The organism is Steroidobacter agaridevorans (genome assembly GCF_009932555.1).
GTDB lineage: Bacteria > Pseudomonadota > Gammaproteobacteria > Steroidobacterales > Steroidobacteraceae > Steroidobacter > Steroidobacter agaridevorans.
In genome coordinates this window covers 431,558-457,478 of the sequence record NZ_BLJO01000005.1, presented here as the reverse complement: position 1 = coordinate 457,478, position 25,921 = coordinate 431,558, and the positions used below count along the sequence as shown (strand labels likewise).

The window sequence follows — 25,921 nt, the reverse complement described above, 5'->3', positions numbered from 1 at the left end:
GATCCTTCCTGGCTCAGGACTTACGCAGGGCGTCGACGATCTTCAGTCGCGATGCCTGCGTGCAGGGAATGGCCGCGGCCAAGCCGCCGAGCAGCACGATCAACACGACACCGATGCCCCACGTCGCGGGCGGCATGCCGAGCACGGGGAAGAACTGCGCGACCGCCGCGCCGATGCCTTTGCTCGCGAGCGCCGCCAGTCCAAGACCGATCAGGCCACCCAGCCCAGTGACGAGAATCGCTTCGGCGATAATCAGGAACGTGACGCCCGCGCCCGAGAAGCCCAGCGTCTTCATCACGCCAATCTCGTTGATGCGCTCACGAATCGCCTGGCCCATCGTGTTGGCTGTGACCAGTAGCATCGTGAAGAACACGGCCGCGGCCACGAACGTGAGCAGCTTGCCGATGTTGCCCATCTGATTCGCAAACCCTTGGATGAAGGCCTTCTCGGTCGAAGTCTTGGTCTCCGTGGAGGAATTGCGGAACAAATCGTCGATGCTGCGCGCGATGTCGGCCGAGCGGTCTGGATCTTTCACTTTCACGACCACCCAACCGATCATGTCCCGGATCTCGGCGCGCGACTCGTTGAGATAGTCGTAATGGAAGTACATGCTCTGGTTGTCGCCGTTGCTCGCCTGGTAGATACCTGCGATCTTCATCGGCCAGGAGTTGCCGCCATCGTCCTTGCGCGTCCAGATGTTGGAGCGCATGGGAATGGTGTCGCCCACTTTCCACTTGAAGCGTTCCGCGATCATCGGCCCGACGATGACGGCGGTGCGATCCTGCAAGAACGCCTGCTTCTCTTCGGGCTTCAGCTTGTATTCGTTGTAGACCTCGAAGAACGTCGGGGCGTCGATCGCGAATGCGGCGATCTGATTCCGATCTTCCTGATACACGCCGCCGAACCAGTCCTGCGACGATGCCGTCACGACGCCGTCGACGCCTTTGACCCGATTCAAATAAGCGAGCGGCAGCGATTGCACGAACGAGGTCTTGTGCATCGTGATCAAACGATCGATGCCGGCGAGCTCGGGGCTGCCGGTCATCGCGACGCGCAGCGTCTGCATCAGTCCGAACAGTAGGAACGCAACGACGATCGATGCCAACGTGAGACTGGTGCGCAATCGCTTGCGCCCGAGGTTGGCCCACAGCAGAGGTAAGTATTTGAACATGACGTCACCTCAGGCCGCGGCTTCGCGGCTCAGCTGACCCTTGTTCAAGTGCAGAACGTGCTTGGCGCGAGCCGCGGCGTGCGGATCGTGCGTCACCATGATGATGGTCTTGCCCTGTTGCTGGTTCAGCGCCTGCAACAGATCCAGGATTTCATCGCCGGACTTGCGATCGAGATCGCCGGTGGGCTCGTCGCACAACAACAGCGTGGGATCGGAAACGATGGCGCGAGCGATGCCGACGCGCTGTTCCTGACCACCCGACAACTCGCGAGGCTTGTGATGAGCGCGCTCGCTCAAGCCGACCAGGCCCAGAGCCGCATTCGCGCGCTTGCGCCGTTCCGCCGCCGGCAGCTTCGTCAGCAACAGCGGCAGCTCGACATTGCGCTCGGCGGTCAATACCGGCAACAAGTTATACATTTGAAACACGAAGCCGACGTGATGAGCGCGCCATTTGCCCAAGTCGCCGTCGGTCATCGAATCGGTGCGCGTACCGGCGATCTCGATGCTGCCCGAGGTCGGGCGGTCGATGCCGCCGATCAGGTTCAACAACGTGGACTTGCCCGAGCCCGACGGGCCCATCAACGCGAGGAAATCGCCCCTGGGGATGTCCAGGTCGAGGGCGTGCAGCACATGCACGGTCTCGGCGCCCCGCTTGTAATCCTTCGCCACGCCGCGCAGTCGAACCAACGATTCATCAGCCATGTGTCACTCCGCTTTCTTTTTGACCGGGGCGCCGTCGGCGAGCCCCTCGACCGGTTTCCCTACAAGGACGTCGCCAGCGGCGATTCCCGACAACACTTCTGTCTGTCCGCTACGTTCGCCCCCGGTGCGCACCGCGACTCGTTCCACCGAGTCATCCCGCACTCGCCAGACGAACGTCGTCTCCCCATCTTTCATGATGGCTTCGCTCGGCACCCGCACGGCCGGGCGGGCCGACGCGGCGGCCGGCTCGCCGGCGCGGTCGTCGAGGAAGCTCACCTTCACGCCCATGTCCGGCAGGATGCGCGGATCCAGCTGATCGAACCCGATGCGCACACGCACCGTCGCCTTCTGGCGATCGGCGGTGGGCACGATGTTGATGACGTGACAGGGGATGGTCCAATCCCCGTAGGCATCCAGCACGGCCTCGGCTTTTTGTCCGGCCTTCACCCGATTGATGAAGGCCTCGTTCACGTCGACCTCAATCTCTCGCGAATCCATGTCAACGACTGTCGCGATTCCGGTGCGCGTGAAGCCGCCGCCGGCGGAAATCGGAGAAATCATTTCACCGGGCTGCGCATCCTTGGAGACCACGACGCCGTCGAAGGGCGAGCGAACTAACAAATCGTCCAGATCCTGGTTGCGCACGCGCACGCTGCTCTGGGCCACTTTCACTTCGCTCTTCAGTGCTTCCAGTCGCGCCTGCAGAGCGCCGAATTCCGCTTGCGCCGAATCCAGCGCCTGTTCGCTGACCAGCTTGTCGGCGCGCAGCTGCTGCGTACGACGCAAGTTGCGTTCAGCTTCGGCCAGGCGCACTTCGACTTCCTGCAGATTCTTGGTCGTCGCATCGAGCTGACGTTCGGCGAGGTCGAGCTGCGGGCGCGTGGTCGTATCGTCCAGGCGCGCGAGCAGCTGGCCTTCCTTGACCTCCATGCCTTCCTCGATGAGCACTTCGGAGACCTTGCCTGTCACTTTCGCCGACACGGTGGCCTGACGGCGCGCCACGACGTAGCCGGAGGCGTTCAGCACCGAGCCGCCGCCGCCACCGCCCGTGGCAGCGGCGGTCGCAGTCACTGTTTCCACTTCGATGGCGTTATCGCGGAACAATGCATATGCCGCGGCCACCGCGGCTAGAACCAGTACGGCAGCGATGAACCATTTATAGACACCGCCCTGGCGATCGTTGCGAGTGGGTTCCGGGCTGCGTTCGATGCGGAGGCTGTCGAGTGCGTTCTGATCGAATGACATGGAAGCCTTCAGTCCTTTAGCGATCGCGCGCGTAGCGAATGACGGCGCGGTCATTGGTATATGCGAGAAAAGCCAATGCCGGCGACCGGCAGGGCGCACGGATTCTAATCCCCGGGCCGGGCAGAAGTAAGGCGCGTCGGTGAAAAGCCGCGCAACGCCGGTAAGTTGGGTCGATAATCCGCCTGTGACTTCGATATCTGCGCTACCTGCGGGGCAGGACACCGCCAACATATGAAACGCCGCACCTTATATATCGTGGCTGGAGTCGTGCTCGTGGCGCTCGCGATCGGTGTGCTGGCGAGCCGGCCGGTTCCCATCGAGGTGGAAACTGCAACGGTGAGCCGCGGGCCGGTCGCTGAAACAGTTACCAATACGCGGGCCGGCACCATCAAGGCCTGTCAACGCGCCCGACTCGCGCCGCCTTCGGGCGGTCAAATCGCCAAATTGCCGGTAAAGAAAGGCGATCGCGTGCAGCCCGGACAAGTGCTGCTCGAGTTGTGGAACGACGACATCCGCGCCGAGCTGAGTTTGGCTGAACGCGATGCCGTGGCTTCGCATGCGCGGGCCGAGGAAGCCTGTGTCGCGGCGAAAGTCGCTCAGCGCGAGTCGGATCGTCTGGCCAAGCTGGTGACCCAAAGTCTGGTGTCGATCGATGCGGCCGAGCGAGCGCGAGGCGATGCTGATAGTCGAGCGGCGGCGTGTCGTGCGACTACTCAAAATATCAAAGTGGCCGAGGCGCGCATCGAGCAGGCGAAAGCGTCGATGGAGCGCACGCTGTTACGCGCGCCATTCGCCGGCATCGTTGCCGAGATCAATGGTGAGATCGGGGAGTTTGTAACACCGTCGCCGGTCGGAATTCCGACGCCGCCAGCTGTCGATGTAGTTGACACTCGTTGCATCTATGTAACCGCGCCCATCGACGAGGTCGACGCGCCGCGAATTCGAGAGGGCATGCCGGCGCGAGTGTCGCTCGATGCGTTCCGAGACCGGACGTTCGCTGCTCACGTGCGACGGGTGGCGCCCTATGTGCTCGACGTGGAGAAGCAGGCGCGCACTGTGGAAATCGAAGCTGAGCTGGAAGACATTCAATCGGTGACGTTGCTGCCGGGGTATAGCGCCGATGTGGAAGTGATTCTGCAGGAACAGGACAACGTGTTGCGGATTCCGACCCGTGCGCTGCTCGATGGCAAGCGTGTCTATGTATATGACACGGCGGAAGAGCGGGTTCATGCCAGGGACGTGCAAACCGGCCTGCGAAACTGGGAATACGTTGAGGTCACGAGCGGCCTCGCGGAAGGCGATCTGGTGGTGACGACAGTCGACCGCGAGGGCGTCCTCGACGGAGCACGCGCCAGCCAGGCTGCGAAGCGATGATCGATTTGCAGAACATCTGCCGGCACTTCCAGATGGGCGACCAGGAAGTGCGCGCGCTCGATCAGATCGATGTGCATATCGAGAGCGGCGAGTATGTTTCCATCATGGGGCCGTCGGGGTCGGGGAAGTCCACGCTGTTGAATGTGCTCGGGCTGCTCGATCGGCCGACGGCGGGCACTTATCTGTTGGATGGGCGAGAGACGACGTCGCTGGATGACGAGGAGCTGGCGCACACGAGGGCGCGCAAGATCGGGTTCATCTTCCAGTCGTTTCATCTGATTCCCCGGTTGACGGCGTTCGAGAACGTCGAATTGCCCCTGGTCCTGGCTGGCGTTGCGCCCGAAGTGCGACGGCCGCGAGTGCAGGAGTTGCTGGCAAGTTTGAGTTTGGAAAGCCGCGCCAAGCATCGGCCGAATGAGCTGTCGGGCGGGCAGCGGCAGCGCGTGGCGATTGCGCGGGCGATGGTGATGCAGCCGGCGGTGCTGCTCGCTGACGAGCCGACCGGGAATTTGGATCATATTTCGGGTGCGGAGGTATTGGCGGCGATTGAGGGATTGAACGCGCGAGGCATCACTTTGCTCGTTGTGACACACGACGCGGAGGTGGCGCAGCGGGCGCGGCGGCATATCAGGATGAGGGATGGGAAGGTGGTGGAGGACGCGACATGAAGAGTGCGTCGTGGTTCCCGCCGCCCTCGGACGGCGCCGACAGGTGCGGTGAGATTGAGAGGTCATGCGCTTTCGCGATCTAATCCGTCTTTCTCTCGACTCCGCAGTCCGTGCGCGCATGCGGAGCATCATGCTATTGCTCGCGATGAGTATCGGCGTTGCAGCGGTCATCGCGCTGACGTCGTTGGGGGAAGGCGCGCGGCGCTACGTCGCCGATGAATTCCAGGCGCTGGGAACGAGAATGATCATTGTCATTCCGGGCCGTTCCGAAACTGGCGGTGTCTCGCCGGGCATGCTCTCTGGCGAAACGCCGAGAGATCTCACATTGAGTGATGCACTGGCGGTGCAGCGCCTGCCTGGCGTGGCGCGAGTCGCGCCGCTTGTGGTTGGTTCGGCGCCGGCATCCGTGGGCGCACTCGAGCGGGAAGCGCCGGTGATGGGTTCGAGCTCCGAGTTGATGCCTGTACATGGTTTCGTTCTCGCGAGAGGTGACTTCCTCCCGCCGGGTGATCTCAGCCGCGACACCGCCGTGGCGGTAATCGGAAATAACATCGCTCGAGAGTTGTTCCCAGGCCGGGAGGCTATCGGGGGCAATTTGCGTATCGGCGACCGGCGTTTCCGGGTCGTCGGGGTGCTGGCGGACCAGGGGCGGATGATCGGCATGGACTCGCAGGAGTTGATCATTGTCCCCGTCAGCGCAGCCCAGGCGCTATTCAACACCGAATCGTTATTCCGCCTGCTGATTCAAGCTCACACCCGCGATGACATGACTCGCGTCCGCGACGCCACCATCGAGGCCATCAAACTGAGGCATCAAGGCGAAGAGGACGTCACCGTCATCACTCAGGACGCCTTGCTCTCCACGTTCGATCGCATCTTCACTGCTCTGACACTCACGCTGGCCGGTATCGCATCCATCAGTCTCGCCGTCGCCGGTGTGCTGATCATGAATGTGATGCTGGTGTCGGTGAGTCAGCGGACCAGCGAGGTCGGCTTGCTCAAAGCCATCGGCGCGACGCGCGGGCAGATCACGGCATTGTTTCTAACGGAAGCGATCCTCCTGTCCGTGGCCGGTGCGATCGCCGGGATGGCGGTCGGGTTCGGCGTCGATTGGGTCGTTGGGAACATCTATCCCTCGTTGCCATTGAACCCGCCGGTGTGGGCCATCGTGATGGCGCTCGTCGTCGCGATCCTCAGTGGCGTGGTTTTCGGATTGATGCCGGCGCGTCGTGCGTCCCGCCTTGATCCGGTCGCTGCGCTGGCGGGGCGGCGCTGATGCGCTTCGCTGATCTAGTAAGGCTGACGACAGGCTCGGTGCGGGCGCATCGACTGCGCGCTGCGCTGACCGCGCTCGGTATCGGCATCGGCGTGACTGCGGTCGTGTTGCTCACATCGATCGGCGAGGGTGTGCATCGGTTCGTCGTATCCGAGTTCACGCAGTTCGGCACGAACATCATCAGTGTGACGCCCGGCAAGACGCAGACCATGGGCGGCTCGATCGGCTCGCTCGGCAACGTGCGGCCTTTGACTGTCGACGATGCCGAAGCGTTGGGCCGCGCGCCGTATGTGATATCGACGAACGCGATGGTGCAAGGAAACGCTGAAGTCGAAGCGCTCGGGCGCAAGCGGCGAACCACGGTGTACGGGGTCGGTTCCACGTTCGCCGAAGCATTTCGTTTTGAAGTCGCGCACGGGGAGTTTCTTCCCGCCGATGATCCGCGCGCCCCGCGCAGTCTTGCCGTGCTCGGGAGCAAGATGAATCACGAGTTGTTCCGCGGCGAGAGCGCGCTGGGCAAGACGATCCGGGTCGGCGGGCAGCGTTATCGAGTGGCCGGCGTGATGAAGCCGAAGGGCACGACGCTGGGATTCGATCTCGACGACACGGTTTACATTCCCACGGCGAAGTCGCTGGAGTTGTTCGATCGAGACAGCGTGTTCGAGATCCAGCTGCGGCATGAGTCCGGCGTGTCGGTGCAGGAGGTGGTCACTGGCGTGCGCAAGATTCTGATCGCCCGGCACGGCGATGAAGATTTCACGATCACGACGCAGCAGCAGATGCTGGATACGCTGGGCTCGGTGTTGAGCGTACTGACGTTCGCAGTAGGTGCGTTGGGAAGCATTTCCTTGCTGGTCGGCGGCGTGGGCATCTTCACGATCATGACCATCGGCGTGAGCGAGCGCACGGCGGAGATCGGGCTGCTGCGCGCGTTAGGGGCACAGAAGAATCAAGTGCTGCGTGTGTTTCTTTCTGAAGCAGTCGTGTTGTCGGCGCTAGGCGGCATTGCCGGGTTATTGGCGGGGCTCGGAATAGCGGCGGCGTTGGACATCGCCGTGCCGGCGCTGCCGGTGAGTTATTCGCCGGCCTTCATCATTGCCGCGGAGTCGTTGGCCGTGGCGGTCGGCCTGATCGCCGGAATCTTGCCGGCGATCCGAGCAGCGGGATTGGAACCGGTGGAGGCGTTGCGAACCGACTGACTACGCCATCGCCCGCTGCATCAGCAGAAACTGCTCCGTGATCGGCGATGTCGGCATCGTGAAGTAGAACACCGCGCCTTCGCTCGGTTTTCCTTCGGCCCAGATGCGGCCGCCGTGGCGGTCGATGATGCGGGCGACGGTGGCGAGGCCGACGCCGGTGCCTTCGAAGTCGGCGGCGCCGTGCAGGCGTTGGAACGGTTTGAACAGTTTCTGCTCGTGCGCCATGTCGAAGCCGGCGCCGTTGTCTTTGACGAACAGCGTGGCCATCGAGCCGTGCTGAGACTGGCCGACCTCGATGCGAGGATGCTCGGTCCGCGACGTGAACTTCCACGCGTTCGCCAGCAAGTTCACAAACAGATCGTTGATCAAGCGCCGGTCGCCATGCACCGCCATGCCGGGCTGAATCTCCACCTCGACATTGCGGGACGGATCTTTCTGCCGCAGGTCCTGAAAGATGCTTTCCGCCAGCGCGCTCACATCGATGATCTCTCGATGCAGGGTGTGGCGTGAAATGCGCGACAACACCAGCAGCGCATCGATCAGCTCCGACATCTGCTTCACGCTGCCTTGAATGCGAGTCAGCCGCCGACGCTGTTCTTCGTTGGCGTTGGGTAGGGACAGCTCCAGCAGGCCGGCCTGACCGGCGATCGTGGTCAGCGGCGAGCGAAGGTCATGCGAGACCGACGCCGTAAACGCTTCGAGCTCCCGATTCGCGCGCGCGAGGGATTCATTCGCATCGCGCAGTTGGCGTTGGCTGGGCACCGACAGGATCTGTGGCAACGCGCGCCACAACAGAATGGCGGTCGGCACCAACGCCACGGCGGCGAGCACCTTGATGGCGCCTTCGAGCCAGTAATCGGTGTGCCAGACGTTCCACACCGCCATGACATGCGTGAGCCCGCACGCCACGATGAAGACGCCGAAGGCCGCCAAGAGTCGGTTGAAGGTTAGGTCGCGCCGCCGCCGCGCCACGTACAGGAGCACGAAGGGGATGGTGAAGAACGCCACCGCAATCAAGAGGTCGGCAATGACATGCATCCATTGGATGCCGGGTGTCCACATAGAGTCAGTGTCCATGTGGCTGAAACTGTTCGCCGCCAAACCAGGACACGATCGTGTCGGGCATGCGTTTCGCCACTCCTTCTACATATCGATAAAACTGGCCGGCGCGCATTGTAAGCCGTCCATTGCGGCCCACACGCAATCCCGGCGCGGGTTTGTTGCTAGTCCGCTGTCGCAAAAGCATGACCTCGTTCGTCTTCATTTCAGCATCCAATGCGCACCGCGCCGGAGGCTGCGAAGGTTGGCCGGCTTCGTTCGAGGCCTGCGATTTACGCAAGCCCTCGGACTGTGAAGCGCAGCGTTGCCGCTGACTAACTGGTACTTTACGCAGCCCTGTTTCGCTGTTCGGATGGTTTAGAAAAACTCATAGAAATGCAGTACTGAGCAATGCTAGCCCAGATCAGTGTTCAATTTTCTAAACGACTGCCGGTGTTGACCGGAGCCCGCGAGGGCGTTCGTCGGCGGCGGCGGGCTATGAAAAACAGCACGCGGCATAGCGGAAAGTTATTACAAGGTGTACCGGCTGGACGGTATATTCACCGTCCAGTCGGTACAGCGAGGTTGGCCATGGCGGAGTTGGCATCGAACACCATCAGCCCGGCCCGCGAGCGGATCCTCGAAGCGGCGGAGCGAGTTGTCGGTGACGTCGGCGCGGCGCGCATGACGCTCGATGGCGTGGCCCAGGCGGCGGGAGTGAGCAAGGGCGGCTTGCTCTACCACTTCCCCTCCAAGGAGTCGTTGCTCGGTGCGCTGGCCAAACGCTATGTAGAGAGCATGACCGACTGCGTGGAGCAGGCGAAGTCCGGCACCGGCGAGACCGATGGCCGGGATCTCAAAGCCTGCATCGTCGGAATTCTTGCGCAGCAGCCCCGGGCCAAGATCGCTGGCATGGGCGCCGCGCTGTTCGCCGCTGCCGCGAACGATCTGACTCTGCTGGAAGTGATCCGTGAGCGCATCGCTCAGTACACCCGGCAGATCGAGAGCAGCGATGTGGATTTTGCCCGGGCCGCGGTCGTATCGCTGGCGATCGACGGCCTGATGATGCGTGAATCGTTGCGCATCTCATGTTTTACGGAAGAGCAGCGTGAGCGTGTCGTGCAGCAGCTGCTGCAGATTGCCGACGAGGCGTATCGCTGAGTTGACCCGGTAGTTATAGGAAGCCGGACTCCCGTCCAACGCCACCCGTTTTGATTTGCCCGAGCGCTGTGCGCTCGCGGCCGCGTTTTTTAGTTTGTCAGGTAGACGCATATGAACGTCATTCGTCAGTCATTGGTGAGATCTCTGGTTGCCATCGCTGTCAGCGCGGTGTTGCTGAGCGGTTGCGGTAAGGGCCAGGAGCAGCAGCACGCGCCGCCGCCGCCGGAAGTCACGGTGCAGACGGTGGAAAAGAACCCCGTACCGCTGGATCTCACTTACACCGCACGCACCGTCGGCTCACGCGAAGTAGAAGTGCGTGCGCGCGTCGGCGGCATCTTGATCAAGCGCCGTTATGAAGAAGGCGGTTCCGTGAAGCAGGGCCAGCCGATGTTTCTGATCGATCCGGAGCCGGTGCGTGCGCGCCTGGCGTCCGCTCGCGCCGAAGTTGCTGTTGCCAAGGCGCGTTTGGAAGAAGCGCGTCGTCAGCACGACCGCGTGGTGCCGTTGTTCGAAAAGAACGCGGTCAGCCAGAGCCGTCGTGACGAGGTGGTGTCGGCGTTCGAAGTGGCGCAGGCCAGTCTGCAAGCCGCCGAATCGGCGCAGCGCATGGCGCAGCTCGATCTCGAATACACCGACGTCCGTGCGCCGATCTCGGGATTGACCAGCCGCGAAGTGATGTCCGAGGGCAGCCTGGTGTCGACGGAGCAGAGCTCCAGCCTGCTGACCAAGATCGTGCAGGTCGATCCTTTGTATATCGAGTTCTCGGTGCCCGAGGCCGAAGCTTCGATCATTCGCGGCTCGCTGGCTCCGGCCAACCGGGTCGCGCAGCCGACCGTGCGCCTGGTGTTGGAAAACGGTCAGGAATATCCGGACGCCGCCAAAGTCACGTTCGTCGACAACGCGGTCGATGTGAATTCCGGCACCGTGCGCGTGCGCGCCGTGTTGAAGAACCCGGAGGCGCAGCTCATTCCCGGTCAGTTCATCCGGGCGCGCGTCGAAGGCGTGCAGTTGAGCAACGTCGTGACGGTGCCGCGCAAGGCTGTGATGTCGAGCGCGCAGGGCCAGTTCATCTGGCTGGTGAACGGCGAACAGAAAGTGGAATTCCGCCCGGTGCAGGTCGGCCGCTCGTTCGGCAACAACATCATCGTCACCGAAGGGCTCGCGCCCGGCGATCGTTACATCGTCGAAGGCGTGCTCAAGGTGCAGCCCGGCATTCAGGTGAGCGCAGTAGGCCCCGAGGCTCCGACCAAGCAGGCTGAGCAACAGCCCGCGCAGAAGGAGACCGCATGATTTCCAAGTTCTTCATCACGCGGCCGATCTTCGCCTGCGTCATCTCGGCGTTCATCGTGATCGCCGGGTTGGGCGGCATGATCTCGCTGCCGATCTCCGCTTATCCCAATATCATTCCGCCGTCGGTGACGGTGGCCGCGACCTATCCGGGCGCGACCGCCCAAACCATTGCGGACACCGTCGCCGCGCCGCTCGAAAAGGAGATCAACGGCGTCGAAGGCATGCTGTACATGAGCTCGGTGAACTCGGGCAACGGCACGCTGATGATCACGGTGACGTTCAATATCGGCACCGATCCCGATATGAACGCGGTCAACGTCAACAACCGCATCCAGGCCGCCGTGCCGCGCTTGCCCGAAGAGGTGCGGCGTCAGGGCGTCGTGGTGCGCAAGGCGTCGACCACGTTCCTGCAGATCGTGTCGATCCATTCGCCCGACAACAGCGTCGACATGCTGACGATGAGCAGCTATGTCACGCTCAACGTGCTCGATGAGCTGCGTCGTATCCCGGGCATCGGCGATGTGCAGATGTTCGGCCAGGACTATTCCATCCGCATCTGGATGCAGCCGGACAAGCTGGCGCAGCTGGGTCTCACGCCCTCCGATGTCGCCATGGCCGTTCGTCAGCAGAACTCGCAGTACGCGGCGGGTCAGGTGGGCGTCGAGCCGGTGAGCGAACAGGTCGACTTCACCTACGCGGTGACGGCGCAAGGCCGTCTGCAAGAGCCCGAGGAGTTCGAGCAGATCGTCGTGCACACCACCGAAGCCGGCGGCATCGTGCGCTTGAAGGATGTCGCTCGCGTCGAGTTGGGCGCGCAGACATATAGCAACCAGGCGACGATCGACGGTCAGCGCGCAGTGATGATGGCGCTGGTGCTGCAGCCGGGCGCCAATGCGCTGGAAACCGGCGGCGCCGTGCAGAAGCGACTGGAAGAGCTGTCGCGCGACTTCCCGAAGGGCATGACCTATGCCATTCCCTACGACACCATCCAATACGTGAAGGTGTCGATCAAGGAAGTGGTCAAGACGCTGCTGGAAGCGATGGTGCTGGTGTTCTTCGTCGTGCTGATCTTCCTGCAGAACTGGCGCGCCACGATCATTCCGATGCTGGCCGTGCCGGTATCGCTGATCGGCACGTTCGCGGCGATGTTTGCATTCGGCTTCTCGATCAACATGCTGACCTTGTTCGGCATGGTGCTGGCGATCGGTATCGTGGTCGACGACGCCATCGTCGTGCTCGAGAACGTCGAGCGCATCATGACGACCGAAAATCTGCCGGCGCCGCAAGCGACCGAGAAGGCGATGGAAGAGGTGACCCGTCCGGTCATCGCCATCGTGCTGGTGTTGACCGCGGTGTTCATGCCTGTGGCGTTCATGGGCGGCCTGGTCGGCGAAATGTATCGACAGTTCGCGGTCACCATCGCCGTGTCCGTCGTGATCTCCGGCTTCGTCGCGTTGACGCTCACTCCGGCGTTGTGCGCGCTGCTGTTGAAGCACGATCACATGGTGAAGAACCGCTTCCTGGAGGGTTTCAACCGCTGGTTCGAGCGCGTCACGAATCGCTATGAGCGCGGCGTGCGTTTCGTGATGAAGCGTGCGGCGATGGCTGCTGCCATGTTCGTCGTGATGCTGGTCGTGGTGGTCGGCTTGTTCCGTGCGCTGCCCACGTCGCTCGCGCCGTCGGAAGACCAGGGCTACGTCTTCGTGATCGGCTTCCTGCAGGATGCCGCTTCGCTCGATCGCACTGTGCGGTCGGTTGAAGCCGTGGCCGCTGGCGTGCGCGACCATCCCGCCGTTGCAAATGCTGTGGCGGTGGCGGGTATGGATCCGCTGACCCAGGCGATGAAGACCAACAGCGGCATCATCTGGTTGCCGATGAAGCCGTGGGATGAGCGCAAGAGCGACGATCTGTCGCCGGCCGCTCTGGTCGGTGCGGTGTTCGGCGCCGGTGCGCAGGTGAAGGACGGCTTCTTCTTCGCCGTCGAGCCGCCGCCCATCGAAGGTCTGTCGATGACCGGCGGTTTCGAGGCCTACATTCAGTCGCGTGGTAGCGGCTCGATCAAGGATCTCGAAGGCGTGACGCAGAAGCTGGTCGCCGCGGCCAACAAGCGTCCGGAGCTCGCGGGTACGCAGACCACCTTCAGCGCCAGCGTGCCGCAGATGCGCATCGATCTGGATCGCGAAAAGGCGATCACGCTCGGTGTCGAAGTGGGCCAGGTCTTCGAAACGTTACAAAGCACGTTCGGTGCGCTGTACGTGAACGACTTCAATCGCAACGGCCGTGTGTATCAGGTGCAGTTGCAGTCGGAGCCGCGTTTCCGCGCGTATCCGGAAGATATTCGTAACGTGTACGTGCGCTCGAAGAAGGGCGATCTGGTGCCGCTCACCGCGTTGGCGAGCATTCGTGAAGTGACCGGCGCCGAAATCGTCGAGCGCTTCAACGCGTTCACGTCGGCGAAGATCATGGGCGCGGCGGCGCCGGGCTACAGCTCGGGCGATGCGCTGAAAGCGATCGAGGAAGTCGCCGCGCAGACGCTGCCGCAGGGCTATGAGCTGGCGTTCACCGGTACGGCGTATCAGGAGAAGGTCAGCGGCGGTGCTTCGCAGGGCGTGTATCTGCTGGGCGTGTTGATGGTGTTCCTGATTCTCGCCGCGCAGTTCGAGCGCTGGACGTTGCCGGTGGCGGTGATTCTGGCCGTGCCGTTCGCGGCGTTCGGTGCGTTCCTGGCCGTGTTCATGCGCGGTCTGGCGAACGACATCTATTTCCAGATCGGCATGCTGACGCTGATCGGCCTGGCGGCCAAGAACGCCATTCTGATCGTCGAGTTCGCGCTGATGAAGTATCACGAAGGCATGAAGCTGATGGATGCGGCCATCGAAGGCGCGAAGCTGCGCTTCCGTCCCATCATCATGACGTCGCTGGCTCTGATCTTCGGCGTGCTGCCGTTGGCGATCAGCACCGGCGCCGGCGCCAACAGCCGTCATTCGCTCGGCACGAGCGTGATCGGCGGCATGCTGGCGGCAACCTTCATCGCAACGTTGTTCGTGCCGCTGTTCTTCAAGTGGATCGCCGGCGCCAAGGGCGGCGAGGCCTACGACGACGAACACGGCAAGGGCAAGCCCCATGAGGGTGGGGGTGGCGTGGAGCCGAAGCCGGCCGCGCCGCATGAGTCGAATTGAGAGTGATGCAATGAGCAGGCAAGTAATAAGAACCGCAACTCGAGTGACGCTGACGGCTGCAATTGCAGCCGTCCTCGGCGGTTGCTTCGTGTCGAAAGTGGATCCGCAAAAGCCGGAGCTGCCGCTGCCGGATGCTCTGCCGCAGCAGGCAGCGGAGACGTCGCCGCTGCCGAATCCGTGGTGGACGTTGTTCAACGATGCGCGGCTCAATGAGCTCGTCATCGAGGCGCTGAAGCACAACCCGGATGCGCAGATCGCGGCGGCTCGGGTGATGGAGGCACGTTCGTATCTGCGCATCAGCAACGCGGATCGACTGCCGACCCTCAATCTCGAAGGTGACGTCACCCGAACGAAGCAGAGCGAAGCGTCTTTGGCGCAGCAGGGATTCGACAACATTCCCGGCTTCCCGACCCAGCAAACCGTGTACACGGTGCAGGGAACGGTGGCGTACGAGCTCGACCTGTGGGGCAAGTATCAGCGCGCCTCGGAGTCGGCGCGTGCGCAGCTGCTGAACACTGAGTACGGTCGCGAGGCGACCAAGCTCAGCCTCACCGGCGAAGTCGCCCGCACTTACTTCTCGTTGATCGCAGCGGCCGAGCAATTGGCGCGCGGACGTGACACATTGAAGTCGCGTGAGGAAGCGTCGGATCTCGAGAAGCTGCGTTACGAATCGGGCGAGAGCGATGAATTCACGTTCAAGCGCGCCGAAGCCGATGCCGCGGCGACTCGCGTCTCGACGCGTCAGCTCGAACTGCAAGTGGTGCAACTGACGAACGCGCTGGGCGTGCTGTTGGGCCACTCGCCGAAAGCGTTGGTGGACGAAGCCATCAGCGTGCAGGGAATCAGTCTGCCGGCGTCCGTGCAGTTGCCTGCGGCGTTGCCTTCGTCGGTGCTGACACAGCGTCCAGATATTGGTGCGGCCGAAGCGGCGCTCAATGCGTCAGCTGCGGATATCGGCGTCGCGCGGGCTCAGTTATTCCCGAGCATCAGCATCACTGGCGCGTTTGGCCGGGCAAGTCCCGAGCTGGATGATCTGTTCACCAGTCCTGCGAAAATCTGGTCGGCGACGGGTGGCATTCTGCAGCCTATTTTCCAGGGCGGACGGCTGCGCGCGAATGTTTCTCGTGCGGAGGCGGTGAGAGAGCAGCGCAAGTCGGAATATGCGCGCACTGTGCAGCAGGCGTTCCGTGAAGTGCTGGACTCTTTGCAAGGGCAGGCGCTGATTGCGGGCGTGCGTGAAGCGAACGATCAGCAGGTTGCGGCGTTGAGTCGTGCGACCGAGCTGGCGGAGCTGCGTTACGCGCAGGGCGATATCGCCTATCTGGAGCTGCTCGATGTGCGCCGTGGGTTGTATCAGGCGCAGATCGATCTGGTCGCGGCTCAGCGCGATGCTTTGCTCAATACGATCGATCTGGCGCTCGCCGTGGGTGGCGGGCTGGGCGATCAGGCGGAGCCTCTGACAGCGCAGCGCTAAGCGCCGCGCAGCTTCAGTACTGTGACTTTGCTGGAGGTCTCTTCTAACGAGACCTCCCGCACTCTCGCCGGTCGCGACCAGGGCGAGTGCTTCAGCCACTCTTCCAGTTCCTTGGCCGGCAGCGGCCGGCTCATGAAATATCCCTGCGCCTGATCGCAGCCGTAAACGCGCAGAGTGCGCAGATCCGCTTCGTCTTCGACGCCTTCGGCCACCACTTTCAGTCCCAGGCTGTGACCGAGCTCGATCGTGGAGCGCACGATGGTTGCGGTCGTCGAGTCGCTCATCTGCTTGACGAAGGAACGATCGATCTTCAACTCATCGACCGGCAGCCGCGCCACATAGCTCAGCGACGAATAGCCCGTGCCGTAGTCATCGATCGACAACACGACGCCCAACTCGTGCAAGCGCTCCAGCACCCGCTGTGAGTGCGCCGGATCTTCCATGAAACCGCTCTCGGTGATCTCCAGGCACAGCAGCGACGCGGGTGTGCCGTAGCGATCGAGCAGTTGAACGATCAGATCGGGCAGCTCGCGATTGAGCAGATCGCGCGCCGAGATGTTCACCGACACTTGCAGCGGCATGCCGTTCGAGCGCCACTGTCCGCACTGGCGAATGGCCTGCTCGAGAACCCAGCGCGTCAGTACCTTGATGTAGCCGGTGTGCTCGGCGAAAGGAATGAAATCGCCCGGCGAGACGAAGCCTCGGCGCGGATGTTCCCAGCGCAGCAGCGCCTCCACCCCTTCGACCACACCCGACAGGAGCCCGACCTTCGGCTGGTAGTACACGCGCAGCTGATGGCCTTCGACGGCCTGGCGAATCTCGCTCAGCAGCGACAGATGTTCCTGCTGATGCGTGTCGTAGCTCGCGTCGTAGACGGCGTAGCCGCCTTTGTTTCGTTTGGCTACATACATCGCGATGTCGGCGTTACGCAGCAGCTTGCTGCTGTTCTCGCCGTGCTCGGGGAAGTGCGCGATGCCGATGCTGCCGCCGACGTCGAGCGGCTGATCCTCGTAGCGGATGGGATGTTCCAGTGCCTGCAGAATCTTCAGCGCGACCTTGGTGACGTAACGTTCGTCGACGTTCTCGAGCAGGATCGCGAATTCGTCGCCGCCGAGACGCGCAATGGTGTCGACCTGCCGCAGCAGCGCGCTCAAACGGTTCGCCACTTCGCGCAGCACATGATCGCCGACGCCATGACCGAGCGAATCGTTGACGTACTTGAAGCGGTCCAGGTCCATCATCAGCACGCTCAACGTCGCGCCGGTGCGATGCGCATTCAAGATGGCGTGTTCGAGCCGGTCATGAAACAGCGCGCGATTCGGCAGATCGGTGAGCTGGTCTCGGTAGGCGAGCCGCAGGATTTCCTGTTGACGTTCGGCGATACCTTCGCGCATGTGGTTGAGCGTTTTGGCGAGCGCGCCGATTTCGTCCGCGCGGGTCACGCTGACGGGATTGGAATAGTCGCCATCATGGATCCGCGCCGCCGCCTTGGTCAGTTGCGTGATAGGGCGCGTGATGTTCATGGCGATTGCCACGGCGCCGCCGATGGAGAGCAGCATGCTGACGATGCCGAGAGCTGCGAGTGTCTGCTGCAAGCGATCGAACGCGGCGACCGCGGCTGCGACCGAGCGCTGCAGGACGGCGACGAGTGCGCGATCGCCGTGACGATCGAATGTAATCACACGCAACTGCTGTTCGTTTTCGCCAACGCCAATCGAATGCACGAGCGTGGCGCCCGGCAGGGCCGGCAATTGATGTGCAAGGTCGACGGCCGAGGGGCCTAACGTCGAGGCGAGCACGCCCCACTGGTGGTCGGCATCGCGCCGCTCCAGGAAAGATACTTGCAGCGACGTGAGCTGCTGCAGCTCGGACACTACGTTGTCGTCGATGACGAAGCCCACCGCGATCCACGCCATCGGCGTCGGCGCGAGCACCGGCACGACGACGAGTTGATAAGCGCGGCCGTTGACCACTTCGATGGAGGAAGCGCCGCCTTCGCGGGCGGCCTGGTCGACCAGCTGAGGAAACTCGAACAACCGGCCGCGCTCGTTGCTTGCGATCGTGTCGGCAACGACGCGGTGATCCAGCGACACGAGCAGCGTCATGTCCGCTTTGATGCGTCCGCCATGATTGGTGAGTGCGGACACCACTGTGTCCTGATCGCCGCTGGCAATGGCGCCTCGCAGTGCGTAGTCGGCCGCCATGACGCGTGCGGCTTGCGCAAGCCGTTCGCGATTCTGATCCAGCAGCCGCGCAAACACGCGTTCGCCGACGGCCAGCTCGGAATCGATTTTCTCGCGTGCGTTGGTCGAGTTCGCCGAGCTGACGACCACATACGCCACGACCTGCACCACCGCCAGCAACGCGACGACGAACACGATGATGCGAGTACGTAGCCGGCGGATCATGGCAATGCGGAAAAAGGCGGCGGCGGCCAGACATTGAACATAGCGCCAGCCTACGTATTGCCGTTTTTAGCAAATGTTAACCGGCTCACAGCCGGGGCCAGCCCGTGGCGCCAACGGCCGGCTTTGTGACCGATCTCGCGCCCCGGCGGACTCCAGAATTGCGACTGACATCGCAGGTCCAGGCGTGGAAAAACATTCCCCGCCACAGCGCCTTCCGTTGCAAAAAGTACAAGAGAAACATTCGAACAACCGCGCGCAGCGAAGCATTCGCCCGCGATTTTGGAACGGCACGCGAGCTGCATAGAAAGCAGCAGGGTTTTTTTCTGACGGAGCCCAGGACCTTTCTGAAAAGTCAGTGCGTTGTTTGCATCGCGCACAAGTAACAGCGCGAGAACATGCGAGGGGAACATCGAATGCGCGTCATGCCACGAGAGCCACAGATCTCTCGTTCCGAAATGATTCGGCGTTGTCGCCAGGCGGCGATCAGCATTTCATTGGCTTTGACCATCGCTGCGTGCGGCGGCGGTGGCGGCGGCGGAGGTCAGCCCACCGCGCCGGTTCAGCAAAATCCGCCTCCGCCAACGACACCGGCGAATACCGCGCCGACTGTGGAGGCTGGCGATCCTCAAACAATCGAATGGCCAACCGCGACCGCGCAGCTGAACGGTTCGGCGACAGACGATGCTTCTCAGACACTCACATACGCGTGGACTGCGACCAGCGGCCCGAGCGGTGTGACATTCGGCACGGCGAATGCCGCCGCCACGAGTGTGACATTCCCATCCGAAGGCACCTACGTGCTCACGCTGTCGGTGAACGACGGCAGCGCGACCGGCACGGATACGGTGACTATCACGGTCAATCCCGCTCCGGCGCAAGCTGCGGTATATCCGGCGTCCGACGCGGCGAACGATGACCCGGTCAATCACGGCTGGGCGACAGTCGCCGCAGCGGATGTGGGCATGGATCAGTCTGTGCTCGATCAAGCGGTCAACTATGCGCGGACCAGCGGTACGGTGAATCAGGCCGACAATGCCGGCATGATCGTGCGTGGCGGCCGGGTAGTGGCTTCCTGGGGCGTGATCGATCAACGCTATGACATGAAGTCGACCACCAAGTCGATCGGCGGCATGGCGCTGGGGCTGGCCATGAAAAACGGCCTGCGGCCCAGCGACACTGCGGCGTCGAAGCTCCCGACCATCGGTAACAAGCCGCTCGCCAACGGCTCCACCGGCTGGTTGGGCGAGATCACCATCGAGCAATTGGCGACGCATACCGCCGGCTTCCTCAAGGATGATGATCTCACGGGAGCCGCCGAGCCCGCGGCGGCGACACTGGTGGACCGGCCCGGCACGATCTGGCGCTACTCCGATATCGGTCTGAACTGGTTGGCCGAGGTGCTGACGGCGGTGCTCGCTGAAGACTTGTCCACGGCGCTTCAGGCGAATGTCTGGACGACGCTCGGATTGAACAGCTCGTCTGGCCCGACCGGTGGCGGTTCCCTCTCTGACGTGCATTGGCGTGACAACCAGTACCGCGACCAGGACGGCGGGCCCTACAAGCGCGAGCTCGCTTCAGGCATGTTCGTGAACGTCAATGCCATGGCGCGCGTCGGTCTGCTGTTCCTCCGCAAAGGAATGTGGGCCAACGATCAGCGCGTTCTCGAGGAGACTTTCGTATCAACCGTGAGCACGCCGGTGGCCACGAACGCCAATCTTCCCAATCCATTGGCAGCGGAATATCCCGGAGCGACGACCAATTACGGCGTGCTGTGGTGGACGAACGCCAACGGCCAGTTGCCGAACGTGCCCCGCGATGCGTACTGGGCCTGGGGCCTGGGTGACAGCCTGATCGTCGTCATCCCGAGCCTCGACATCGTGGCTGTGCGCGCTGGCGCGCAAGCCGCGGCGGATTCGTCGGTGGGCAGCCGCGTTTGGAACGACGATGACTGGAACGGCGACTACGCCGTGCTCGCGCCGTTCCTCGATCCGATCGTTCAGTCTGTGAGTCGGTAGCAGTCGCGCAGGGTGAATCGAAGGCGCGCGTCCGAAATGTAGTTCGGCGCGCGCCTTTGACGTAGTCAATTATCCCAAAACAGGGTAAATACCGTCGTCTGATCCGATCCCTCTTGCAGGAGGCGAGCATGGCAGACGAGTCCCGGTTTCCCCACGACGACCAGCCGGCCGTCGAATCCGACGAACATGCCGCCGAGCGGCTGGCGACCCCGGAGCAGTGGGCGGCGATGACGTTCGCACCGGTGTTGATCGATCTGAATAAATTCGGCGCTGCGTGGGAGCAGGCTCGAGGTGTCGTGGCGCGCACCGCGATCGAGCTGCTGCGCCTGGATGACCGGGCCCTCACCAGCCATTTCATGGCGCAGGATGCGCCACTCATGGAGGCGATGGAAACCTACCGCGCGTTGCAGGACGAAGTGGAGTACCTGAAGACCCACATGGAAGCGCTCGAAACGGCGAGCACACGCATGCTGTGCGTTGCTTCCCGCTGCGTCGAGCGTCGCTCATCCTGAGCTATCCCGCGTTCACCCCGGTCGACGACGCCGATGCGCCGACACGGCGACGAGCAGCAAGGACATCGCCAGCAATCCGCCGAGCGTCCATTGAAAGTCGCTGCGCATCAACAGCGAAGGTTTTGGCGGCAGCCACGCTTCGCCGGCCAGGACCGATTCGATGACGCCGCGGATTTCTTTGCCCGGCGTCATCTCGCCATTGGAAAGAATCACGATCGCGCGTTGCTGCGACGGATAGAGCGTCAGCAACGACGAGAAGCCACGGCGCTTGGTCGTCAGGCTGGGCAGCCATTCGCTGCCGTGACGTTCGAGTTGCCAGCCCAACGCCATCCCGACATTGTCACGTTCGCCATCGCGCCGATGTTTGAACATAGCGTCGTAGGAGGCTGGCGCAAGCAGCGATGGATCGCGGTTCACATGCAAAGCAGCCCAGCGCGTGAGATCGGCGACACTGGCGCTGAGTCCGGCGCTCGGCAGCACCTTTTCATCCCAGGGATAATTGGGTGCGCGACGTACGAACACGTGACCGGCGTGCGGCCACGCGACGTTGCTGGCGGTGAGCGGCACGTCGAACGTGCTTTCAACCATGCCGGCCGGCTCCAGCACGCGCGTTTGCAGGTACTGCGGAAATTTTTGATGAGTCGCGCTTTCGATGATGCCAGCGAGTGCGTCGAAGGCCGCATCGTCGCGTGTCAGGAGTTGGCCAACCGTCACGGACGAATCGGCAATCGAATCGGTGAGTGCGAGCTGTCCGCGCTCCGCCAGTTGCATGACGGCGGCGGCGGTAAACGTGCGAGTGATGGACGCGACATGAAACAACGTGTGCGCGTTGACCGGCTGATCCGTTCCCTGGTCGCGGACGCCGAAGCCGCGCATGTAGACCGGCTCGCCGTTCTCGACGATGCCGACCGCCAGCCCGGGAATCGAGAACTCCTGCAGGATGCGCTCGAGCGCCGCATCCAGCGCATAGACACGGTCTGGGGTGAGCTGCGGCAGAGGATCGGCCACGGGCGCGCCTTCCTGCGGGGCCGCGACGCTGGATGCCGCGACCAGCGCGATCATCGTCAGCAATTTAGCGGCCGGGCGGCTCAGCATCGTCGCGATCCGTAATTCCGTGGATTGGCGGGGCGACGTTACTTGGGTTTCGAATTCGGCGCCACGGCGGTCGAATCCCGGCGCACCAAGGTATGCGCCAGGCGCGCCGGTTTCGGTGTCGTTCCGGAAAGCAGCATTTCCAACAACAGGTCGGCTGCGCGATAAGCCAGCTGATAGGTGGGCTGGCAGATGGTCGTGAGCGGCGGCCATACGGTGCGGGCAATGGCCGCATCGTCGAAGCCGGCCACCGACAATTGCGCCGGCACCGGCACGCCCATTTCGTGGGCCGCCATGAGCGCGCCCGCGGCCATGTCGTCGTTGCCCGCGAAAATAGCCGTCGGCCGCTTCGGCAGCGCCAGCAACTGACGGGTCATTTCCAGCCCCGAGTCGAACAGGAAGTCGCCCTGCCGGACGTACTCGGGAACATAGGGAATCTTGTGGTTCTTCAGCGCCGCCTTGTAGCCGCGCAGACGTTCGCCGCTGGCGAAGTGGCCGGGACGGCCGATGATGAAACCGATGCTGCGATGGCCGAGGCCGATGAGGTATTCGGTCATCTCGCGCGCGGCGGCTTCATCGTCGATGTCGACGTAGGGCGAGCGATGTTTGATTTCGTTGGGCGCGATGCGCACGAACGGCAGCGCCTGAGCGTCCAGCGCGCGGATCAGTTCGGCGGATTCGCTCAGCGGCGGGGCGACGATCAGGCCGTCGAGGTGGGTCTGATTCGCGAACGTCAGGATGTCCTGCATCACCTCTTCGGTGCGCCCGGCCACTTCATGCAGCAACAGCAGGAACTTGGCTTCGCGACAGCGGGCCAGCGCGCCCCGCTGGACCTCGATGGTGTAGTTGGCGCTGGGATTGTCGTAGACCAGGCCGACCAGGTACGAGCGCCGGCTGGCGAGACTGCGGGCGGACAGGCTGGGGTGGTAGTTCAGCCGTTTGACGGCGGCCAGCACTTGCGCGCGGGTTTCTTCGCGAACGTTAGGCTCGTTGTTGAGCACCCGCGAGACTGTTTTGATCGCGACGCCGGCGGCCTTGGCGACGTCGTTGATGCTTGTTCTGCGCCCGGACATGGGCGCGATGGTAGCTTAGATTTCGCCCCAAATGGCCGGTCCTGCGCATCCCTGCGCCCCCGGCATTCGGGCATCCTGCCCAGCACGCGCCCGGTCTGTCACCGGAGGATGCGATTGCCCTCGGATGACTGCTCGCTCAGCTTCGGCTTGGCCGTCCGCAGGTACAGGTCGAGAAAGTCGATGCCGGTGTCCACCGGCGCGTCGACCACGAACGTGCTCAAGTGTTCCAGGCCGCGGATCAGGTACAGCTCGGCCGGGATGTTGTTGGCATTCAGCGCCTCGTACATGGCGTGCGCGTTGTTGACGCCGACCGTGATGTCGAACGTGCCGTGATACAGGAACATCGGCGGGTCGTCGGTGCTCACCAGCGCCAGCGGCGAGGCTTCGCGCCACAAGCCGGGATTTTCGTCATAAGACACGCCGGTCAGACCGTTGGTCAGCGGGCCGTCCTTGTAGTAGCGGATATCGACCGGCGTGCCGCCGGCTACGACCGCCTGCACGCGTGTGCCCTCGACGTACCATTTGTCGTTCGGACTGGTCACGCCGGCCAGCGCCGCCAGATGAGCGCCCGCCGAGTAACCCCAGGTGCCGATGCGGTTCTTCAACACGTTCAGATCCGAGGCATGCGCCCGTAACCACAGCACCGCCTGCTGCACGTCCTGGAGCTGCGCCGGGAAATGCCACTGCGGAGCGAACCGGTACGACATGTTCAGTACGACGAAACCGCGCTCGGCCACCCGCTGCGAAATCTCGTCCATGTCCTCCCGCGAACGGCCTTCCCAGCCCCCGCCATGGATCATGACCACCGCCGGAAACGGCCCGTTGCCCGCCGGCTTATACAAATCCGCCTTCAGCGCCTGCGGCCAGTCCGCCGGGGTGTAGACGAAATCCCGGGTCACGGTCACATCCACCGGGCTCACCGACCCGATCCGGGCATTGCTCGGCCTGCCCTCGTGCGCGGCACAGCCCGTCAACACCACAGCGGCAACCAGCAACGCCAGCCTGATCATGAGCCCACCTCTCCAATACCCTCGCGTGGCACTTCGCCATTCAGGCGGATTTGGAGGCACCCCTGGCGCCGGATCGCCTGCTGGTTAGAATCGGCCCATGGATTCCAAGCTGTTACAACGACGCCTCGGTCAGGAAATCGATCAGGATCTGCTGGCAGCAACGCAGCGCCTGTCGCCGGAGCAGCGCTTGGACGCGTTCCTGACTCACAGCCGCTTGATGATGGAGCTATATCAGGCCGGCCAACGAGCGCGTGAGTCTCGGCAACCAAAATCCCCATGAGAACCAGCCGTTCGGGTGAGTCAGCGCTGCTGTTGCTGGACGTGATCGACGTGCTGGCGCGCGAGCAAGTGGGTTATGCAGTGATAGGGGCGATGGCTGCCTCTGTGCATGGCGTGCTACGGGCCAGCATGGATGCCGATGCCGTGCTTTCCATAACCACTCAGCTCGAATCGGGTCGACTTGCTGGTGGGGCTGCGCGGCCTGGAAAACGAGGCGTTTCAGCGTGCCGTTGAAGTTGCCTTCCAAGGCAGCGCTTTGCGAGTCGTATGCATTGAAGATTTCATCGCCATGAAGCTCTTTGCGGGCGGGCCGCAGGATCTGGCCGATGCTCGCTACGCACTCGCCGCCGGAAAAAGCACCATCGACCAAGAATTGCTGTGGCGCCTGACCGCTCGTTACGGCCGTGACGCCATGGCCGCGCTTCAGAAATTGCTCAGTCCTTGAGCTAAATCCAGACGTCGTTCTGGGCGGTGAGCGAGCCGCCGGTGTCGCCGGTGTTGATGACGCCTTTGGGCTCGACCAGCATGACTTTACATTCGTCGGCGGCGAAGGGCTGGTGTTCGACGCCCTTGGGGACCACGTAGAGCTCGCCGGCGCGCAGTGGGACTTCGTGGTCGCGGAAGCGGAGGGTCATGGCGCCTTCGATCACGATGAAGACTTCGTCGGTGTCGGCGTGCTGATGCCAGACGAACTCGCCGTGCAGGCGCACCAGCTTGAACTGGTAGTCGTTCATTTCGGCGATCACTTTCGGGCTCCAGCGCTCGCTGAAGCGGGAGAATTTCTCCTGGAAATTGATGGCGCTCATGAACGAAATCATCCGGCGCGGGCCACGGTCCGCCAAGCGGCAGTTTCTGACAAAGACGCCGGCACAGTTATTCTGTCGCGCCTTGTCGGCTGGGCCGGGGCTGGTGCGTCTTCAAGGCAGACGCATCGATCTGGCCTTACATTCAGAGGGAACAACGCAATGAACCGATTACTCGTACTCGGCGTGCTCGCTGCTCTGGCCGCCTGCTCGCCCAAGCAAGAGGCTGCCAAGGAGCCCGCCGCGCAAGTATCGCAACCTGCCGCCGCCGCGGCGCCGGCGGAGGAGCCGGTGGACGTTCCAGCCGGGGCGTACACATTCGATCCTTCGCACACCAGCATTCTGTTCCGCGTCGATCACCTCGGGTTCTCGCACTACACGGCGCGTTTCAAGAAAGCCACCGCGCAGTTGCAGTTCGATCCAAACAATCTGGCCGCCTCCAATGTCACGGTCGTGATCGACGCCAAATCGTTGGAAACGGACTATCCCGATCCGGCCAAGGTGGATTTCAACGCCGAACTGCTGAACGAAACCTGGTTGAACGGCGCGAAGTATCCGGAAATCACATTCCGCTCGACCAGCGTCGAACCGACCGGTGCGCGCACCATGCGTATCAACGGTGAGCTGACCATCCGTGGCATCACCAAGCCAATGGTTCTGGAAGCGCGCTTCAACGGCGGCTATCGCGGCCATCCCATGGATCCAAACGCGCGCATCGGTTTTTCCGCGACGGGCGTGCTCAAGCGTTCCGACTTCGGCATCACGTACGGTATTCCGGCGCCTGGCACCAAGTTCGGCGTGAGCGACGAAGTGAACGTCATCGTGGAAACGGAATTCTCCGGACCGCCGATGGCGAAGTCCGAGGCAGAGGCGCCCACCGGCGAGGGCGGTCAGACTAAGTAAAATCTACTGCGCATCGAATCGCCGTGCCGTACGATTGCATCCCGGTCAG

The 25,921-nt window shown here is 62.9% G+C and carries 22 protein-coding genes; 13 read left to right on the top strand and 9 right to left on the bottom strand.

What is annotated here, in order from left to right:
* Positions 1 to 13: 13 nt before the first annotated feature.
* The 3 genes from GYH35_RS20150 to GYH35_RS20140 are packed head-to-tail and all read right to left on the bottom strand — an operon-like array spanning position 14 to position 3,118.
* The gene (locus tag GYH35_RS20150) at positions 14 to 1,171 is read right to left on the bottom strand and encodes an ABC transporter permease (protein WP_161812747.1); all 1,158 of its coding nucleotides are present in this window, start codon (positions 1,169 to 1,171) and stop codon (positions 14 to 16) included.
* 9 nt (positions 1,172 to 1,180) lie between these two features.
* Positions 1,181 to 1,873 (bottom strand): ABC transporter ATP-binding protein, encoded by a 693-nt coding sequence (locus tag GYH35_RS20145; protein ID WP_161812748.1) that lies wholly within the window; start codon positions 1,871 to 1,873, stop codon positions 1,181 to 1,183.
* 3 nt (positions 1,874 to 1,876) lie between these two features.
* Positions 1,877 to 3,118 carry an efflux RND transporter periplasmic adaptor subunit gene (locus tag GYH35_RS20140; RefSeq protein ID WP_161812749.1) on the bottom strand — a complete coding sequence of 414 codons (1,242 nt, stop codon included), beginning with the start codon at positions 3,116 to 3,118 and terminating at the stop codon, positions 1,877 to 1,879.
* Between the two features lie 231 nt (positions 3,119 to 3,349).
* On the opposite strand from GYH35_RS20140, the gene GYH35_RS20135 reads away from it, so the two are divergent.
* The 4 genes from GYH35_RS20135 to GYH35_RS20120 all read left to right on the top strand — a co-directional run bounded on the left by GYH35_RS20135 (position 3,350) and on the right by GYH35_RS20120 (position 7,635).
* Positions 3,350 to 4,492 (top strand): efflux RND transporter periplasmic adaptor subunit, encoded by a 1,143-nt coding sequence (locus GYH35_RS20135; protein ID WP_161812750.1) that lies wholly within the window; start codon positions 3,350 to 3,352, stop codon positions 4,490 to 4,492.
* Positions 4,489 to 5,160 (top strand): ABC transporter ATP-binding protein, encoded by a 672-nt coding sequence (locus GYH35_RS20130; RefSeq protein WP_161812751.1) that lies wholly within the window; start codon positions 4,489 to 4,491, stop codon positions 5,158 to 5,160. The genes GYH35_RS20135 and GYH35_RS20130 overlap by 4 nt, the downstream gene beginning before the upstream one ends.
* Before the next feature lie 118 nt (positions 5,161 to 5,278).
* Positions 5,279 to 6,436: an ABC transporter permease gene (locus GYH35_RS20125; protein WP_202624441.1), complete on the top strand. Its 1,158-nt coding sequence runs from the start codon at positions 5,279 to 5,281 to the stop codon at positions 6,434 to 6,436.
* Positions 6,436 to 7,635: an ABC transporter permease gene (locus GYH35_RS20120; protein ID WP_161812753.1), complete on the top strand. Its 1,200-nt coding sequence runs from the start codon at positions 6,436 to 6,438 to the stop codon at positions 7,633 to 7,635. Before GYH35_RS20125 ends, GYH35_RS20120 begins: the two co-directional genes overlap by 1 nt.
* Here the strand turns inward: GYH35_RS20120 and GYH35_RS20115 are convergent, their stop codons facing one another.
* On the bottom strand, positions 7,636 to 8,712 hold the full coding sequence (locus tag GYH35_RS20115; RefSeq protein ID WP_161812754.1) for a sensor histidine kinase: 1,077 nt from the start codon (positions 8,710 to 8,712) through the stop codon (positions 7,636 to 7,638). It lies immediately after the preceding gene.
* 552 nt (positions 8,713 to 9,264) lie between these two features.
* On the opposite strand from GYH35_RS20115, the gene GYH35_RS20110 reads away from it, so the two are divergent.
* From GYH35_RS20110 to GYH35_RS20095, 4 genes are all read left to right on the top strand, one after another.
* On the top strand, positions 9,265 to 9,834 hold the full coding sequence (locus GYH35_RS20110; protein ID WP_161812755.1) for a TetR/AcrR family transcriptional regulator: 570 nt from the start codon (positions 9,265 to 9,267) through the stop codon (positions 9,832 to 9,834).
* 111 nt (positions 9,835 to 9,945) lie between these two features.
* Positions 9,946 to 11,124 (top strand): efflux RND transporter periplasmic adaptor subunit, encoded by a 1,179-nt coding sequence (locus tag GYH35_RS20105; protein ID WP_161812756.1) that lies wholly within the window; start codon positions 9,946 to 9,948, stop codon positions 11,122 to 11,124.
* Positions 11,124 to 14,303, top strand: coding sequence for an efflux RND transporter permease subunit (locus tag GYH35_RS20100; protein ID WP_161813498.1), 3,180 nt, complete (start codon positions 11,124 to 11,126; stop codon positions 14,301 to 14,303). The genes GYH35_RS20105 and GYH35_RS20100 overlap by 1 nt, the downstream gene beginning before the upstream one ends.
* 10 nt (positions 14,304 to 14,313) lie before the next feature.
* The gene (locus GYH35_RS20095; RefSeq protein ID WP_161812757.1) at positions 14,314 to 15,777 is read left to right on the top strand and encodes an efflux transporter outer membrane subunit; all 1,464 of its coding nucleotides are present in this window, start codon (positions 14,314 to 14,316) and stop codon (positions 15,775 to 15,777) included.
* Here the strand turns inward: GYH35_RS20095 and GYH35_RS20090 are convergent.
* On the bottom strand, positions 15,774 to 18,185 hold the full coding sequence (locus tag GYH35_RS20090) for a putative bifunctional diguanylate cyclase/phosphodiesterase (RefSeq protein ID WP_161829323.1): 2,412 nt from the start codon (positions 18,183 to 18,185) through the stop codon (positions 15,774 to 15,776). The genes GYH35_RS20095 and GYH35_RS20090 overlap by 4 nt on opposite strands.
* Positions 18,186 to 18,598: 413 nt before the next feature.
* On the opposite strand from GYH35_RS20090, the gene GYH35_RS20085 reads away from it, so the two are divergent.
* Both GYH35_RS20085 and GYH35_RS20080 read left to right on the top strand, forming a co-directional pair.
* Entirely contained in the window at positions 18,599 to 20,200 is a 1,602-nt protein-coding gene (locus GYH35_RS20085; RefSeq protein WP_161829322.1) for a serine hydrolase domain-containing protein, read from the top strand.
* Between the two features lie 128 nt (positions 20,201 to 20,328).
* Complete coding sequence (locus GYH35_RS20080) at positions 20,329 to 20,712, top strand: hypothetical protein (protein WP_161829321.1); 384 nt, start codon at positions 20,329 to 20,331, stop codon at positions 20,710 to 20,712.
* Positions 20,713 to 20,724: 12 nt separating this feature from the next.
* Here GYH35_RS20080 and GYH35_RS20075 read toward each other — a convergent pair whose 3' ends face one another.
* The 3 genes from GYH35_RS20075 to GYH35_RS20065 all read right to left on the bottom strand — a co-directional run bounded on the left by GYH35_RS20075 (position 20,725) and on the right by GYH35_RS20065 (position 23,887).
* On the bottom strand, positions 20,725 to 21,807 hold the full coding sequence (locus GYH35_RS20075) for a serine hydrolase domain-containing protein (protein ID WP_161812761.1): 1,083 nt from the start codon (positions 21,805 to 21,807) through the stop codon (positions 20,725 to 20,727).
* 38 nt (positions 21,808 to 21,845) lie between these two features.
* The gene (locus GYH35_RS20070; RefSeq protein WP_161812762.1) at positions 21,846 to 22,877 is read right to left on the bottom strand and encodes a LacI family DNA-binding transcriptional regulator; all 1,032 of its coding nucleotides are present in this window, start codon (positions 22,875 to 22,877) and stop codon (positions 21,846 to 21,848) included.
* 98 nt (positions 22,878 to 22,975) lie between these two features.
* Positions 22,976 to 23,887: an alpha/beta hydrolase gene (locus GYH35_RS20065; RefSeq protein WP_161812763.1), complete on the bottom strand. Its 912-nt coding sequence runs from the start codon at positions 23,885 to 23,887 to the stop codon at positions 22,976 to 22,978.
* 97 nt (positions 23,888 to 23,984) lie between these two features.
* On the opposite strand from GYH35_RS20065, the gene GYH35_RS20060 reads away from it, so the two are divergent.
* Positions 23,985 to 24,167 (top strand): hypothetical protein, encoded by a 183-nt coding sequence (locus GYH35_RS20060; RefSeq protein ID WP_161829320.1) that lies wholly within the window; start codon positions 23,985 to 23,987, stop codon positions 24,165 to 24,167.
* 180 nt (positions 24,168 to 24,347) lie between these two features.
* Complete coding sequence (locus GYH35_RS20055) at positions 24,348 to 24,611, top strand: hypothetical protein (protein ID WP_161829319.1); 264 nt, start codon at positions 24,348 to 24,350, stop codon at positions 24,609 to 24,611.
* A gap of 1 nt (position 24,612) precedes the next feature.
* On the opposite strand, the gene GYH35_RS20050 is transcribed toward GYH35_RS20055, so the two are convergent.
* A complete protein-coding gene (locus GYH35_RS20050; RefSeq protein WP_202624440.1) occupies positions 24,613 to 24,972 on the bottom strand; it encodes a cupin domain-containing protein in 360 nt (119 codons plus the stop codon).
* A gap of 159 nt (positions 24,973 to 25,131) precedes the next feature.
* Here GYH35_RS20050 and GYH35_RS20045 point away from each other — a divergent pair, with 159 nt between their 5' ends.
* Positions 25,132 to 25,872: a YceI family protein gene (locus tag GYH35_RS20045; RefSeq protein ID WP_161829318.1), complete on the top strand. Its 741-nt coding sequence runs from the start codon at positions 25,132 to 25,134 to the stop codon at positions 25,870 to 25,872.
* Positions 25,873 to 25,921: the final 49 nt, after the last annotated feature.